The following is a 14,778-nucleotide window of genomic DNA, read 5'->3' as shown; positions in this document are numbered from 1 at the left end:
AGTGAAAAGGGGCATCTATAGGATGCCCTTTTTATACTTAAAATTATTCGAGTTATATAGACTAACTATATGACCCGATGGATTGTGAGTATATGCGTTGTAAAATTAAGAACCTATCTCATCAATAGTTGTTCTAATTATTGGTGAGATAGGCTCTGATGCAACGAAATAACGGCTGTATCACCAGCTTTATGCAGTTATATGAGATTTATTAAGGTTTTGCTCAGAAGATATGGTATATTTTACCGCTGCCACATTAAGAAATTCATTTTCATAATATCGTGGCGAAAAATTTGCTGAGCATGCCAGTAATGACCTGCGGAAAGTAGATAGGGCGCAATTGTCTTTTTGCTCGCTGACGACACTTTTACTTTTGCAGGTATTGTCAACGATACTCCCTGTTTGACTTAGCAAGCTCGGCGGGTACATAAGGGATATGTTGGCATATTCTATTGGTTCGGTCTGTTTGCTTTACCGTTTTGTAGGCTAACAGGCTTTATACATACTTCATGGTAACAGGTTGAATTATGAGTGCGAATAGCGAAGCTCAAGGAAGTGGACGCAGTGTAGACGTCTTTAAGTGGGTGATGGTAGCTGTCCTACTACTGATTGCTATAGCTGGCAACTATTACTTCCGTCAATATAACATCGCGCTGCGTGCTTTTGCTGTTGTGGCTATTGTCGCCATTGCAGGTGCTGTCGCTTTGTGGACCGTAAAGGGGAAACAAGCACTATCGTTTGCGCGTGAAGCTCGCATTGAGATGCGAAAAGTGATTTGGCCAACTCGCCAAGAAGCATTACAAACGACTTTGATTGTTGCTGCAGTAACGGCTGTTATGTCATTAATACTGTGGGGATTAGATGGTATCCTAGTGCGTTTAGTTTCGATTATTACAAGCCTGAGGTTATTCTAAATGTCAGATTCACCTAAAAAGCGCTGGTATGTTATTCAGGCTTTCTCTGGTTTTGAAGGCCGTGTAGCGCAATCACTACGTGAACATATCAAATTGCATGGTATGGAAGACTCTTTCGGCGAAGTCATGGTTCCAACCGAAGAAGTTGTTGAGATCCGTAGTGGTCAGCGTCGCAAAAGCGAACGTAAGTTTTTTCCAGGCTATGTATTAGTTCAAATGGTTATGAATGATGATTCATGGCACTTAGTACGTAGTGTACCGCGTGTGATGGGCTTCATCGGTGGAACGTCGGATCGTCCAGCACCAATTAGTGATAAAGAAGTCGATGCGATTATGAATCGCCTACAGCAAGTTGGCGACAAACCACGTCCTAAAACATTGTTTGAGCCAGGTGAAATGGTGCGTGTTAGCGAAGGTCCATTCGCTGACTTTAACGGTGTGGTTGAAGAAATCGACTATGAAAAGAGCCGCTTGAAGGTCTCTGTTTCTATTTTCGGTCGTGCAACGCCTGTCGAATTAGATTTCAGCCAAGTCGAAAAAGTCTAACTTTTTACGGCAAAAACTGGCTTGCAAAAGGTGTGAAATTTGACTACAATTTCGCGCCTTTTGTTTTTTACGCTTTGCATTATTTGGTTAACAAATTGCGGGGCGTGTTAATTAACGGGGAGCCTAAAATTAGGCGCTATCACCCATCTAGAGGAAATATACATGGCTAAGAAAGTACAAGCCTACGTTAAGCTGCAAGTTGCGGCTGGTATGGCTAACCCAAGCCCACCGGTTGGTCCAGCGCTGGGTCAACAAGGTGTGAACATCATGGAATTCTGTAAAGCGTTTAACGCAAAAACAGACAGCCTAGAAAAAGGTTTGCCAATTCCTGTTGTTATCACTGTTTACGCAGACCGTTCTTTCACTTTCGTTACCAAAACTCCACCGGCTGCAATTCTGCTGAAAAAAGCGGCTGGCGTTAAGTCTGGTTCTGGTAAGCCGAACAAAGAGAAAGTTGGTAAAGTAACCTCTGCTCAGATTCGCGAAATCGCTGAAACTAAAGCTGCGGACATGACTGGTGCTGATGTTGACGCTATGATGCGTTCAATCGAAGGTACTGCTCGTTCCATGGGCCTGGTTGTGGAGGACTAATCAATGGCTAAACTGAATAAGCGCATGCGCAATATCCGTGAAAAAGTTGATTCAACTAAACAGTATGACATCAACGAAGCCGTTGCTCTGCTGAAAGAATTAGCGACTGCTAAATTCGTAGAAAGCGTTGACGTTGCTGTTAACCTCGGCATCGACGCTCGTAAATCTGATCAGAACGTACGTGGTGCAACTGTACTGCCACACGGTACTGGCCGTTCAGTTCGCGTTGCAGTCTTTACTCAAGGCGCAAACGCTGAAGCAGCTAAAGCTGCTGGTGCTGAGCTGGTTGGTATGGACGATCTGGCTGATAAAATTAAAGCTGGTGAGATGGATTTCGACGTTGTTATTGCTTCTCCAGATGCAATGCGCGTTGTTGGCCAATTAGGTCAAATCCTGGGTCCACGTGGTCTGATGCCAAACCCGAAAGTGGGTACTGTAACACCTAACGTTGCTGAAGCAGTTCAAAATGCTAAAGCAGGTCAGGTTCGTTACCGTAACGACAAAAACGGTATCATTCACACCACTATCGGTAAAGTTGACTTTGATGCTGACAAACTGAAAGAAAACCTAGAAGCACTGCTGATTGCGCTGAAAAAAGCAAAACCAGCTTCTGCTAAAGGCGTGTACATCAAGAAAGTTAGCCTGTCTACTACGATGGGTGCAGGTGTTGCTATCGACCAAGCTGGTCTGTCAGCAGCAGTTTAATACTAATACTTTTAGTAATTAAACTTTACCTTTGCGTCAGATTTGTATAAAATCTGACGCCTTGAGTTTGCTAGTACTATTTTAGTATTAGTAAACCACGAATTTCGGTATGGAGTCTGGCCTTTCCAGACCCCGTCCAAGACCGCAGGTGTAGCAATACTTAATCTACCTGCGTAGACGGTGACAGAGATACCAAGAATTTTATTCTGGCTTCTGCTCACCGTGTTTTAGCGCTCAACACATGTCGTGTTTGGGTGATGTGAGTCCCCGGGGTTTCCCGGTTAATCCAGGAGCAAGAAGCTAATGGCACTAAATCTTCAAGACAAACAAGCGATTGTTGCTGAAGTCAGCGAAGTAGCCAAAGGCGCGCTTTCTGCAGTTGTTGCTGATTCACGCGGCGTAACTGTAGCAAAAATGACTGAACTGCGTAAAGCAGGTCGCGAAGCTGGCGTTTACATCCGTGTTGTTCGTAACACGCTGATCCGTCGTGCTGTTGAAGGTACTTCTTACGAAGTCCTGAAAGACGCGTTTGTTGGTCCAACCTTGATTGCTTTCTCTAACGAACACCCGGGCGCTGCTGCTCGTCTGTTCAAAGAGTTCGCGAAAGCGAATCCAGCATTTGAGATTAAAGCTGCGGCCTTTGAAGGTGAGTTAATCCAAGCGAAAGATATCGATCGTCTGGCAACACTCCCAACTTACGAAGAAGCAATCGCACGCCTGATGGCAACCATGAAAGAAGCCGCTGCAGGCAAACTGGTTCGCACTCTGGCTGCTCTGCGCGATCAGAAAGAAGCTGCATAAGCCCTTTCCTTCGTTGCTTTTTAACGTATAAACTATTTCTGAATTTTAGGAACACTTGTTATGTCTATCACTAAAGACCAAATCCTTGACGCAGTTGCTGAAATGTCTGTAATGGACGTTGTTGAACTGATCACTATGATGGAAGAAAAATTCGGCGTTTCTGCTGCTGCAGCTGTTGCTGTTGCTCCAGGTGCTGCTGCTGAAGCTGCTGAAGAAAAAACTGAGTTCGACGTTGTTCTGGCTTCTGTTGGCGGTAACAAAGTTGCTGTTATCAAAGCAGTTCGCGGTGCGACCGGTCTGGGTCTGAAAGAAGCTAAAGATATGGTAGAATCTGCGCCAGCAACTATTAAAGAAGGTGCTAGCAAAGACGAAGCTGAAGCTCTGAAAAAATCTCTTGAAGAAGCAGGCGCTTCTGTTGAGCTTAAATAAGTTCAGTCTTCAGTTTGCAGCCTAACTTAAAGGCTGATGGCTGGTGATTTTTTAATCACCAGCCTTTTTGCGCTGTAAAGCGTGATTGGGTGTTAACAGCTTTTTCACGCAATTTTGATGTTAACAAACCCTCCAATACTTCTTTCTATTGACGACTTAATATACTGTGTTCTCAGCTACGACCCGCTCGGGTAGCTCGGTAGTCAGAGTGGCACAATGAAATGATTTAAGAGTAATAGCAATGAGTATTACGGAAAGTGTTCATTTTCCATTTCAAAAAATAGCGTTATCGATGCTGTCCTTATGGACGGACAGAGTGGGTCACTGATCAGCGAGCTGAGGAACCCTATGGTTTACTCCTATACCGAGAAAAAACGTATTCGTAAGGATTTTGGTAAACGTCCACAAGTGTTGGATGTACCTTATCTCCTTTCTATCCAACTTGACTCGTTCCAGAAGTTTATCGAGCAAGATCCTGATGGTCAGAACGGGCTGGAAGCAGCTTTCCGTTCTGTGTTTCCTATTCAGAGCTACAGCGGTAATGCTGAACTGCAATATGTCAGCTATCGTCTGGGTGAGCCTGTTTTTGATGTTAAAGAATGTCAAATCCGTGGCGTCACATACTCTGCACCACTGCGTGTTAAGCTGCGCCTCATTGTTTATGAGCGTGAAGCACCAGAAGGCACTGTAAAAGACATCAAAGAACAAGAAGTCTACATGGGTGAAATTCCACTCATGACCGAAAACGGAACCTTCGTTATCAACGGTACTGAGCGTGTTATCGTTTCTCAGTTACACCGTAGCCCTGGTGTGTTCTTCGACAGCGACAAAGGTAAAACACACTCCTCAGGTAAAGTCCTGTACAACGCGCGTATTATCCCTTACCGCGGTTCATGGCTTGATTTCGAATTCGATCCGAAAGATAACCTGTTTGTACGTATCGACCGTCGCCGTAAATTACCTGCGACCATTATTCTACGTGCAATGGATTACAGCACCGAAGACATTCTGAACTTGTTCTTCGACAAAACTGTATTCCAAATCCGTGATAACAAGCTGATGATGACGCTGGTTCCTGAGCGTCTACGTGGTGAAACTGCTTCATTTGATATCGAAGCAAACGGCAAAGTCTATGTTGAAAAAGGCCGTCGTATCACTGCACGTCATATCCGCTTGCTAGAAAAAGAAGAAGTCAACAGCATTGAAGTGCCTGTTGAATATATCGCGGGTAAAGTAGTCGCAAGAGATTACATTGATGAAAGTACTGGCGAGCTGATTTGTGCAGCTAACATGGAACTTTCATTAGATATGTTGGCACGTCTGAGCCAAGCGGGTCATAAAACAATTGAAACATTGTTTACCAACGACTTAGACCACGGTGCTTACATTTCTGAAACCCTGCGTGTCGATCCAACAAATGACCGCCTGAGCGCGCTGGTAGAAATCTACCGTATGATGCGCCCTGGTGAGCCACCAACACGTGAAGCGGCTGAAAACCTGTTCGATAATCTGTTCTTCTCAGAAGATCGTTACGACTTGTCTGCGGTAGGTCGCATGAAGTTCAACCGTTCACTGGGCCGCGATGAAATCGAAGGTTCTGGTATCCTGAGTGAAGAAGACATCATTGATGTTATGCGTAAGCTCATCGATATCCGTAACGGTAAAGGCGAAGTCGACGATATTGACCACTTAGGTAACCGTCGTATTCGTTCTGTTGGTGAAATGGCAGAAAACCAGTTCCGTGTCGGTCTGGTCCGTGTTGAGCGTGCAGTGAAAGAGCGTCTTTCTCTGGGCGACCTCGATGCATTGATGCCACAAGATATGATCAACGCGAAGCCAATTTCTGCGGCAGTGAAAGAGTTCTTTGGTTCCAGCCAATTGTCTCAATTTATGGACCAAAACAACCCACTGTCAGAAATCACACACAAACGTCGTATCTCAGCGTTAGGCCCAGGCGGTCTGACTCGTGAGCGTGCGGGCTTTGAAGTACGTGACGTTCACCCAACTCACTACGGTCGTGTTTGTCCAATCGAAACCCCTGAAGGTCCGAACATCGGTCTGATTAACTCATTGTCTGTTTATGCACAGACTAACGAGTATGGTTTCCTAGAAACACCTTACCGTTTAGTGCGCGATGGTATCGTTACTGACGAAATTCACTATCTGTCAGCAATTGAAGAAGGTAACTTCATCATTGCTCAGGCAAACACCGTATTGGCGGAAGATGGTAGCTTCGTTGAAGAACTGATCACTTGTCGTAACCGTGGTGAATCAAGCTTGTTCAGCCGCGATCAAGTTGAATATATGGACGTTTCGACTCAACAGGTTGTTTCTGTTGGTGCGTCACTGATCCCATTCCTTGAACACGATGATGCTAACCGTGCATTGATGGGTGCGAACATGCAACGTCAAGCGGTTCCAACTTTACGCGCTGATAAACCATTAGTGGGTACAGGTATGGAACGTGCGGTTGCTGTTGACTCCGGTGTAACAGCAGTTGCAAAACGCGGTGGTACAGTTCAGTACGTTGATGCTTCTCGTATCGTTATTAAAGTTAATGAAGATGAGATGTATCCGGGTGAAGCTGGAATCGATATTTATAACCTAACCAAATATACCCGTTCTAACCAGAACACCTGTATTAACCAGATGCCTTGTGTATCTTTAGGTGAACCAGTTGAACGTGGTGACGTGTTAGCTGATGGTCCTTCAACTGACCTAGGTGAATTGGCACTTGGCCAAAACATGCGCGTGGCATTCATGCCATGGAATGGTTATAACTTCGAGGACTCCATCCTCGTTTCTGAGCGTGTTGTTCAAGAAGACCGTTTTACAACCATCCATATTCAGGAACTCTCTTGTGTGTCTCGTGACACCAAACTGGGGCCTGAAGAAATTACTGCTGATATTCCTAACGTCGGTGAAGCGGCACTCTCTAAACTCGATGAGTCTGGTATCGTGTACATCGGTGCTGAAGTTAAAGGCGGCGATATCCTAGTTGGTAAAGTGACGCCGAAAGGCGAAACCCAACTGACACCAGAAGAGAAATTGCTACGTGCAATCTTTGGTGAAAAAGCGTCTGACGTTAAAGACTCTTCTCTACGCGTTCCTAACGGTGTTTCTGGTACGGTTATTGACGTACAAGTATTTACCCGTGATGGCGTAGAAAAAGACAAGCGTGCGCTGGAAATCGAAGAAACACAATTACGTGATGCTAAGAAAGACTTAACTGAAGAGTTACGTATTTTCGAAGCCGGTATATTTGCTCGTATCCGTTCTGTATTGATCAGTGGCGGAATTGAAGCAGAGAAACTGGACAAACTGCCTCGCGACCGTTGGTTAGAGCTGTCTCTGGCTGATGAAGAGAAACAGAACCAGTTAGAGCAACTTGCTGAGCAGTACGATGAGCTGAAATCTGAGTTTGAGAAAAAACTCGATGCTAAGCGTCGTAAGATCACCCAAGGTGATGATCTGGCTCCAGGCGTACTGAAAATTGTTAAGGTTTATCTGGCTGTTAAACGTCAGATCCAACCGGGTGATAAAATGGCGGGTCGCCATGGTAACAAGGGTGTTATCTCAAAAATCAACCCAGTTGAAGACATGCCTTACGATGAAAACGGTAACCCTGTAGACATCGTTCTGAACCCACTGGGCGTACCTTCACGTATGAACATCGGTCAGATTCTGGAAACCCACTTGGGTATGGCTGCGAAAGGTATTGGTGACAAAATTAATGCTATGCTTAAACAGCAGCAAGAAGTTGCCAAACTGCGTGAGTTTATCCAGAAAGCCTATGACCTTGGTGATGACCCACGTCAAAAAGTGGATCTGAATACTTTCTCTGATGAAGAAGTATTGCGTCTGGCTGAGAACCTGAAAAAAGGTATGCCAATCGCAACGCCAGTGTTTGATGGTGCGAAAGAAATTGAAATTAAAGAACTGTTGAAACTGGGTGGTCTGCCAACTTCTGGTCAGATTACATTGTTCGACGGCCGTACTGGTGAGAAGTTTGAGCGTCAAGTAACTGTTGGTTACATGTACATGCTGAAACTGAACCACTTGGTTGACGATAAAATGCACGCCCGTTCTACTGGTTCTTACAGCTTGGTTACTCAGCAACCGCTGGGTGGTAAAGCTCAGTTCGGTGGTCAGCGTTTCGGGGAGATGGAAGTGTGGGCACTGGAAGCATACGGTGCAGCCTATACACTCCAAGAGATGTTGACTGTTAAGTCGGATGACGTTAACGGCCGTACGAAGATGTATAAAAACATCGTCGATGGCAGCCATCAGATGGAACCTGGTATGCCGGAATCCTTCAACGTATTGTTGAAAGAAATCCGTTCACTGGGTATCAACATCGAACTGGAAGACGAGTAATTCGTTTGTACCGGAAGGCTAATTTTAGTCTTCCGGCCAGTATAAGTACTGGGATTAGGGGAGAGGCAGGGGCCTCTCACCTGACAGGTCTAACTCCGACAGGAGCCATTTTGTGAAAGACTTAATTAAGTTTCTGAAAGCGCAAACCAAGACCGAAGAGTTTGATGCGATCAAAATTGCTCTGGCATCACCTGATATGATCCGTTCATGGTCATTCGGTGAAGTGAAAAAGCCAGAAACCATTAACTACCGTACGTTCAAACCTGAGCGTGACGGCCTTTTCTGTGCGCGTATTTTCGGGCCAGTAAAAGACTACGAATGTCTGTGCGGTAAGTACAAACGTTTAAAACACCGCGGTGTGATTTGTGAGAAGTGTGGCGTTGAAGTCACCCAGACTAAAGTTCGTCGTGAGCGCATGGGGCATATTGAACTTGCTTCTCCGACAGCACACATCTGGTTCTTAAAATCACTGCCATCCCGTATCGGTTTGTTACTTGATATGCCTCTGCGTGATATCGAGCGTGTTCTGTATTTTGAATCTTATGTCGTTGTTGAAGGCGGTATGACTAGCCTTGAACGTGGACAGATCCTGACAGAAGAACAATACCTTGATGCGCTGGAAGAGTTCGGTGACGAATTTGACGCGAAAATGGGTGCGGAAGCAATCCAAGGTCTGCTGAAAAACCTCGATCTTGAGAACGAGTGTGAAACACTACGCGAAGAGTTGAATGAAACTAACTCTGAAACGAAGCGTAAGAAGCTGACTAAGCGCATTAAACTGTTAGAAGCGTTCATTCAATCTGGCAACAAACCAGAGTGGATGATCCTGAACGTTCTACCTGTGTTACCACCTGATCTACGTCCATTAGTTCCTCTGGATGGTGGCCGTTTCGCAACGTCAGATCTGAACGATCTGTATCGTCGCGTGATCAACCGTAACAACCGTCTGAAACGTCTTCTGGATCTGGCTGCGCCAGACATCATCGTACGTAACGAAAAACGTATGCTGCAAGAAGCGGTTGACGCACTGTTAGATAACGGTCGTCGTGGTCGTGCAATTACAGGTTCTAACAAACGTCCTCTGAAATCTTTGGCTGATATGATCAAAGGTAAACAAGGTCGTTTCCGTCAGAACTTGCTAGGTAAGCGTGTTGACTACTCAGGTCGTTCGGTTATTACAGTAGGTCCATACCTGCGTCTGCATCAGTGTGGTCTGCCTAAGAAAATGGCTCTTGAGCTATTCAAACCATTTATTTATGGCAAATTAGAACTACGTGGTCTGGCAACAACCATTAAAGCAGCGAAGAAAATGGTTGAGCGCGAAGAAGCGGTAGTTTGGGATATCTTGGATGAAGTTATCCGTGAACACCCAGTCATGCTGAACCGTGCACCAACACTTCACCGTCTGGGTATCCAAGCGTTCGAGCCAATTCTGATCGAAGGTAAAGCTATCCAATTGCACCCACTCGTTTGTGCGGCATATAACGCCGACTTCGATGGTGACCAAATGGCGGTACACGTTCCTCTAACTCTGGAAGCTCAGTTAGAAGCACGTGCGTTGATGATGTCAACCAACAACATTCTGTCACCAGCAAGTGGTGAGCCTATCATCGTTCCTTCACAGGACGTTGTATTGGGTCTCTACTATATGACTCGTGACTGCGTAAACGCGAAAGGCGAAGGCATGGTTCTGGCCGGCCCGAAAGAAGCTGAGCGTGTTTACCGTTCAGGTCATGCATCACTGCATGCCCGCGTTAAAGTCCGTATCACTGAAGAAGTGAAAGACGGTGAAGGTAACATTACGATTAACACCAGTATGGTTGATACTACTGTTGGTCGTGCAATTTTGTGGATGATCGTACCAAAAGGCTTGCCTTATTCGCTGGTTAACCAAGCGCTAGGTAAGAAAGCGATCTCCAAAATGCTGAACACCTGTTACCGTGTACTGGGTCTGAAACCAACGGTTATTTTTGCTGACCAAATCATGTATACCGGTTTTGCCTACGCGGCACGCTCTGGTGCATCTGTTGGTATCGACGATATGGTTATTCCTGAGAAAAAAGCAGGGATCATCGCCGAAGCAGAAGCGGAAGTTGCAGAAATTCAGGAACAGTTCCAGTCTGGTCTGGTGACAGCAGGCGAACGTTACAACAAAGTTATCGATATCTGGGCTGCGGCAAACGAACGTGTTGCTAAAGCGATGATGGAAAACCTGTCAACTGAAACAGTTATTAACCGTGACGGTGAAGAAGAACAACAGGTTTCTTTCAACAGTATCTTTATGATGGCCGACTCCGGTGCTCGTGGTTCTGCCGCTCAGATCCGTCAGCTTGCGGGTATGCGTGGTCTGATGGCTAAGCCAGATGGCTCAATCATCGAAACACCAATCACGGCGAACTTCCGTGAAGGTCTGAACGTTCTCCAGTACTTTATTTCTACGCACGGTGCTCGTAAAGGTCTTGCGGATACCGCATTGAAAACAGCGAACTCTGGTTATCTGACTCGTCGTCTCGTTGACGTTGCTCAGGACTTGGTTGTGACTGAAGACGATTGTGGTACTCACGAAGGTATCCTGATGACTCCGGTTATCGAGGGTGGCGATGTTAAAGAACCACTGCGTGAGCGTGTATTGGGTCGTGTGACTGCGGAAGACATCCTGATCCCAGGTACCGCGGACATTCTGGTTCCACGTAATACGTTGCTACACGAAAAATGGTGTGACCTGTTAGAAGAAAACTCTGTTGACAGCGTTAAAGTCCGTTCCGTCGTTAGCTGTGAAACTGACTTCGGTGTGTGTGCTCACTGTTATGGTCGTGACCTGGCTCGTGGTCATATCATCAACAAAGGTGAAGCTATCGGGGTTATCGCGGCACAGTCAATCGGTGAACCAGGTACACAGTTGACGATGCGTACGTTCCACATCGGTGGTGCGGCATCTCGTGCGGCAGCAGAATCTAGCATCCAAGTTCGTAATCCAGGTACGCTGAAACTGGTTAACGCGAAATTTGTGACTAACTCAGAAGGCAAACTGGTTATTACTTCACGTAATACCGAATTACGCCTGATTGATGAGTTCGGTCGTACTAAAGAGAGCTACAAAGTTCCTTACGGTGCGCACCTGACTAAAGGTGACGGTGAAGCAGTTAACGGTGGCGAAACTGTTGCTAACTGGGATCCACATACCATGCCAGTTGTCAGTGAAGTATCCGGTATTATCCGCTTCTCTGACATGATTGATGGTCAAACAATGACTCGTCAGACTGATGAATTAACCGGTCTGTCTTCAATCGTTGTTCTGGATACTGCGGAACGTACTAGTGGTGGTAAAGACCTGCGTCCTGCATTGCGTGTTGTTGATGCAAATGGTAACGATGTGCTTATTCCTAACACAGACATGCCTGCTCAGTACTTCTTACCGGGTAAAGCAATTGTTCAGTTAGATGATGGCATCGCTATCAACGTGGGTGATACTTTAGCGCGTATTCCACAAGAATCTGTGGGGACTAAAGATATCACGGGTGGTCTACCACGCGTTGCTGACCTGTTTGAAGCACGTCGTCCGAAAGAGCCTGCAATCTTGGCTGAGATCAGCGGTATTGTTTCCTTCGGTAAAGAAACCAAAGGTAAACGTCGTCTGGTGATCACACCGATGGATGGTTCTGATCCGTATGAAGAGATGATCCCTAAATGGCGTCAGCTCAACGTGTTTGAAGGTGAGATCGTAGAGCGCGGTGACGTGATCTCCGATGGCCCAGAGTCTCCACACGATATCTTGCGTCTGCGTGGTGTTCATGCGGTTACGCGTTATATCACGAACGAGGTTCAGGAAGTTTACCGCTTACAAGGCGTTAAGATTAACGATAAACACATCGAAGTTATCGTTCGTCAGATGCTGCGTAAAGTGACTATCTCTGACGCGGGAAGCTCTGAATTCCTTGAAGGTGAACAGGTTGAGTACTCACGTGTTAAAGTTTCTAACCGTAAACTTGAGCAGGATGGTAAGATCCCAGCTAAGTTCGAACGTGACCTGTTGGGTATCACGAAGGCATCTCTGGCAACAGAATCCTTCATCTCAGCAGCATCGTTCCAAGAAACCACACGCGTACTGACAGAAGCTGCCGTTGCAGGTAAACGTGACGAGCTTCGCGGTCTGAAAGAGAACGTTATTGTGGGTCGTCTGATCCCAGCAGGTACTGGTTTTGCGTATCACCAAGACCGTATCCGTCGCCGTCATCTGAATGATGTTGTGGAAGCGCCACAAGTCAGCGCAGATGAAGCTACAGCTAACCTGGCTGAACTGTTAAATGCAGGGTTCAGCAGCGATAACAATTAAGGCTTATAAGCCTGATTGAAACACAATAATAAAACCGGCGCTTCAATAGCGCCGGTTTTTTTTGTAGGTATAAATCAGCAATATAAAATGTCCGTTTTGCACTAACCCTTATTGACAGTGATAATGTGAAAATGCGGACACGCGAGATAATTGGCTAACTCTGGAAAATAATTATTTGGGGAAGAAATTAAAGGCTCTTTTTTAATTTCATGAAATCCTGCATTCGATCGTAGGTATTTCTAGATATGGCCAACGCTATATCTCTTCATAAATATCGGGTAATGTATCAAAAGAAGAATACTGCAAATTATGTTTGATTGTGTCACTCTCAATGGAAGGCATAAAACGATATTTTCGAGTCACTATGTCATGTCCTTAAGTAGAAAAGAATATACATAGTCATTAATATCACAAATATAAATAAAGATAAGATATATGTTTATTTATTAGCTTTTATTATAAAGTGATTAATGTGAACTTATCGCTATGGCATTAAATAAATATGAAGAGTAGGTTTAAAAGTTAATTTGCAAATTTAATAAAATAGGCCATGACAGAAAAATACTATCTCCCTAACTCAAAATTAAATAAATTTAACCATTAATTTTAGAGCATTGTTAGCGACTGCCCTTTCAATATAATCGATAAATATCCAAGTAATAGGCCAAAAATAATAATTAGAAATTTAATTTAAACACGACTAGACTGTTAACCATCGATAATAATAAATAATGGGGTCTTCAGTGCAGAAAAATATAATCAAAAAAAGTAGCTTTATTTCGGGCTTCCAATGGTTTTTCTTTATTTTTTGCAATACCGTTGTTATTCCACCTACACTGCAATCTGCCTTTCATTTATCAGCTGAAACCACATTTGTTATCACCCAATACGCTTTCTTGCTTATTGCATTAGCCTGTTTGGTACAAGCTTTTTTAGGGCACAAACGTGCACTGATGGAAGGTTCGACCGGTTTATGGTGGGCAACAATCTTAACCGTGACGCTATCAGAGTCGATGCAAGGAACCTCTTTAGCAATTATTGGTTGGAGTCTCGCCGTCGGTATTTTTTTATCAGGTATTGTTACCATATTAATAGGGCTAACAGGACTAGGTAACTGGCTCTCTGGCTTATTTAAACCGGGTGTCTTAGTCGTATTTATGTTTTTACTTGGCGCTCAGTTAGTCTCAATTTTCCTAAAAGGGATGTTAGGGCTACCCTTTGGGGTTTCAGATCCTAGTGTTACCGTTAATTATCCAGTTTTCTTTCTTGCCTTTGCAGTGCTGATTTTTGTTATCGCTATGATTGTCTTTCTACCCCCGAGTATTAGCAAATACGCTTTACTCTGTGGAACTGTTCTAGGCTGGGGGGCTTACAGCCTGCTATTTCATGGACAAATCTCCACAGTTTCAGAGGCTAAATGGCTACTCTTTCCATTAGGACGGGCAGATGATATTCAACCAAGCATTGTGATCACTGCGATACTGGCAGGTATTTTGAATACCTCAAATACTTTTGGTGCGATACGAGGCAGTGATGTTTTTTATCCGCAAAAAGAGTCGACAAAATCTATTTATCGGCGGAGTTTTGTGACGTCAGGTGTTTTAACTTTATTTTCAGCACCATTAGGTGTTGTGCCGTTTTCACCGTTTGTCTCATCCATTGGTTTGATTACACAGACCAAGGATACTTCGCGGGTCTCTTTTACGATTGGGAGTTTACTGCTGTTATTCGTTGGTGCAGTTGCCGTATTGACCCAGTTTTTTCGTTCATTACCGTTAGCGATTGGTAGCGCGGTGATGTTGGCAACTTATTTGCCATTATTATTCTCTTCTTTTTCATTTCTAGCCGAAATTAAATTGAACGCCCGCAATATTTATCGTTTAGCACTACCATTATTTATCGGTATTTTTTTAATGTCAGCCCCCGATGCTGTCATGGATTCATTACCAATGATGTTTAGTTCATTATTAGGGAATGGTTTGTTAATGGGGATCATTTTGTCGTTGATCCTCGAAAACAGTATTAAGTGGGATAAGATTCATTAACGAATACAGAAAAACCTCATTATGTAGCGTTTATAAT

At 44.6% G+C, this 14,778-nt stretch carries 10 protein-coding genes; 9 read left to right on the top strand and 1 reads right to left on the bottom strand.

Translation table 11 applies throughout. The features are described 5' to 3' along the window. Positions 1 to 242: 242 nt before the first annotated feature. Positions 243 to 389: a hypothetical protein gene (locus tag PSE69_RS17525; RefSeq protein ID WP_004924828.1), complete on the bottom strand. Its 147-nt coding sequence runs from the start codon at positions 387 to 389 to the stop codon at positions 243 to 245. A gap of 138 nt (positions 390 to 527) precedes the next feature. On the opposite strand from PSE69_RS17525, the gene secE reads away from it, so the two are divergent. From secE to PSE69_RS17480, 9 genes are all read left to right on the top strand, one after another. Further along, positions 528 to 914 carry a preprotein translocase subunit SecE gene (gene secE, locus PSE69_RS17520; RefSeq protein ID WP_121875282.1) on the top strand — a complete coding sequence of 129 codons (387 nt, stop codon included), beginning with the start codon at positions 528 to 530 and terminating at the stop codon, positions 912 to 914. Next, positions 915 to 1,460: a transcription termination/antitermination protein NusG gene (gene nusG, locus PSE69_RS17515; protein WP_004924769.1), complete on the top strand. Its 546-nt coding sequence runs from the start codon at positions 915 to 917 to the stop codon at positions 1,458 to 1,460. A gap of 162 nt (positions 1,461 to 1,622) precedes the next feature. After that, entirely contained in the window at positions 1,623 to 2,051 is a 429-nt protein-coding gene (rplK, locus tag PSE69_RS17510) for a 50S ribosomal protein L11 (protein WP_004924771.1), read from the top strand. 3 nt (positions 2,052 to 2,054) lie between these two features. Beyond that, positions 2,055 to 2,756: a 50S ribosomal protein L1 gene (rplA, locus tag PSE69_RS17505; protein ID WP_004924773.1), complete on the top strand. Its 702-nt coding sequence runs from the start codon at positions 2,055 to 2,057 to the stop codon at positions 2,754 to 2,756. A gap of 303 nt (positions 2,757 to 3,059) precedes the next feature. Continuing rightward, on the top strand, positions 3,060 to 3,557 hold the full coding sequence (gene rplJ, locus PSE69_RS17500) for a 50S ribosomal protein L10 (RefSeq protein WP_004924776.1): 498 nt from the start codon (positions 3,060 to 3,062) through the stop codon (positions 3,555 to 3,557). Between the two features lie 60 nt (positions 3,558 to 3,617). Further along, a complete protein-coding gene (gene rplL / locus PSE69_RS17495) occupies positions 3,618 to 3,986 on the top strand; it encodes a 50S ribosomal protein L7/L12 (RefSeq protein WP_004924778.1) in 369 nt (122 codons plus the stop codon). Positions 3,987 to 4,334: 348 nt separating this feature from the next. Beyond that, complete coding sequence (gene rpoB / locus PSE69_RS17490) at positions 4,335 to 8,363, top strand: DNA-directed RNA polymerase subunit beta (protein ID WP_014656956.1); 4,029 nt, start codon at positions 4,335 to 4,337, stop codon at positions 8,361 to 8,363. Between the two features lie 112 nt (positions 8,364 to 8,475). After that, positions 8,476 to 12,696, top strand: a complete 4,221-nt coding sequence (rpoC, locus tag PSE69_RS17485; protein ID WP_004924780.1) for a DNA-directed RNA polymerase subunit beta' — start codon at positions 8,476 to 8,478, stop codon at positions 12,694 to 12,696. Between the two features lie 731 nt (positions 12,697 to 13,427). After that, positions 13,428 to 14,741 (top strand): uracil/xanthine transporter, encoded by a 1,314-nt coding sequence (locus PSE69_RS17480; RefSeq protein ID WP_076914835.1) that lies wholly within the window; start codon positions 13,428 to 13,430, stop codon positions 14,739 to 14,741. The last annotated feature ends 37 nt before the right edge of the window (positions 14,742 to 14,778 follow it).

Origin of the sequence: Providencia sp. PROV122 (assembly GCF_028482365.1) — a bacterium.
Lineage (GTDB): Bacteria > Pseudomonadota > Gammaproteobacteria > Enterobacterales > Enterobacteriaceae > Providencia > Providencia stuartii.
This window is presented reverse-complemented; position numbering and strand designations above follow the sequence as displayed.

What these genes read in the sequence shown, in the direction of transcription:
- rplL (WP_004924778.1), top strand. Translation starts at nt 3,618, where the DNA reads ATGTCTATCACTAAAGACCAAATCCTTGACGCAGTTGCTGAAATGTCT.
- PSE69_RS17480 (WP_076914835.1), top strand. Translation starts at nt 13,428, where the DNA reads ATGGGGTCTTCAGTGCAGAAAAATATAATCAAAAAAAGTAGCTTTATT.
- rplJ (WP_004924776.1), top strand. Translation starts at nt 3,060, where the DNA reads ATGGCACTAAATCTTCAAGACAAACAAGCGATTGTTGCTGAAGTCAGC.
- secE (WP_121875282.1), top strand. Translation starts at nt 528, where the DNA reads ATGAGTGCGAATAGCGAAGCTCAAGGAAGTGGACGCAGTGTAGACGTC.
- rplK (WP_004924771.1), top strand. Translation starts at nt 1,623, where the DNA reads ATGGCTAAGAAAGTACAAGCCTACGTTAAGCTGCAAGTTGCGGCTGGT.
- rpoB (WP_014656956.1), top strand. Translation starts at nt 4,335, where the DNA reads ATGGTTTACTCCTATACCGAGAAAAAACGTATTCGTAAGGATTTTGGT.
- nusG (WP_004924769.1), top strand. Translation starts at nt 915, where the DNA reads ATGTCAGATTCACCTAAAAAGCGCTGGTATGTTATTCAGGCTTTCTCT.
- rplA (WP_004924773.1), top strand. Translation starts at nt 2,055, where the DNA reads ATGGCTAAACTGAATAAGCGCATGCGCAATATCCGTGAAAAAGTTGAT.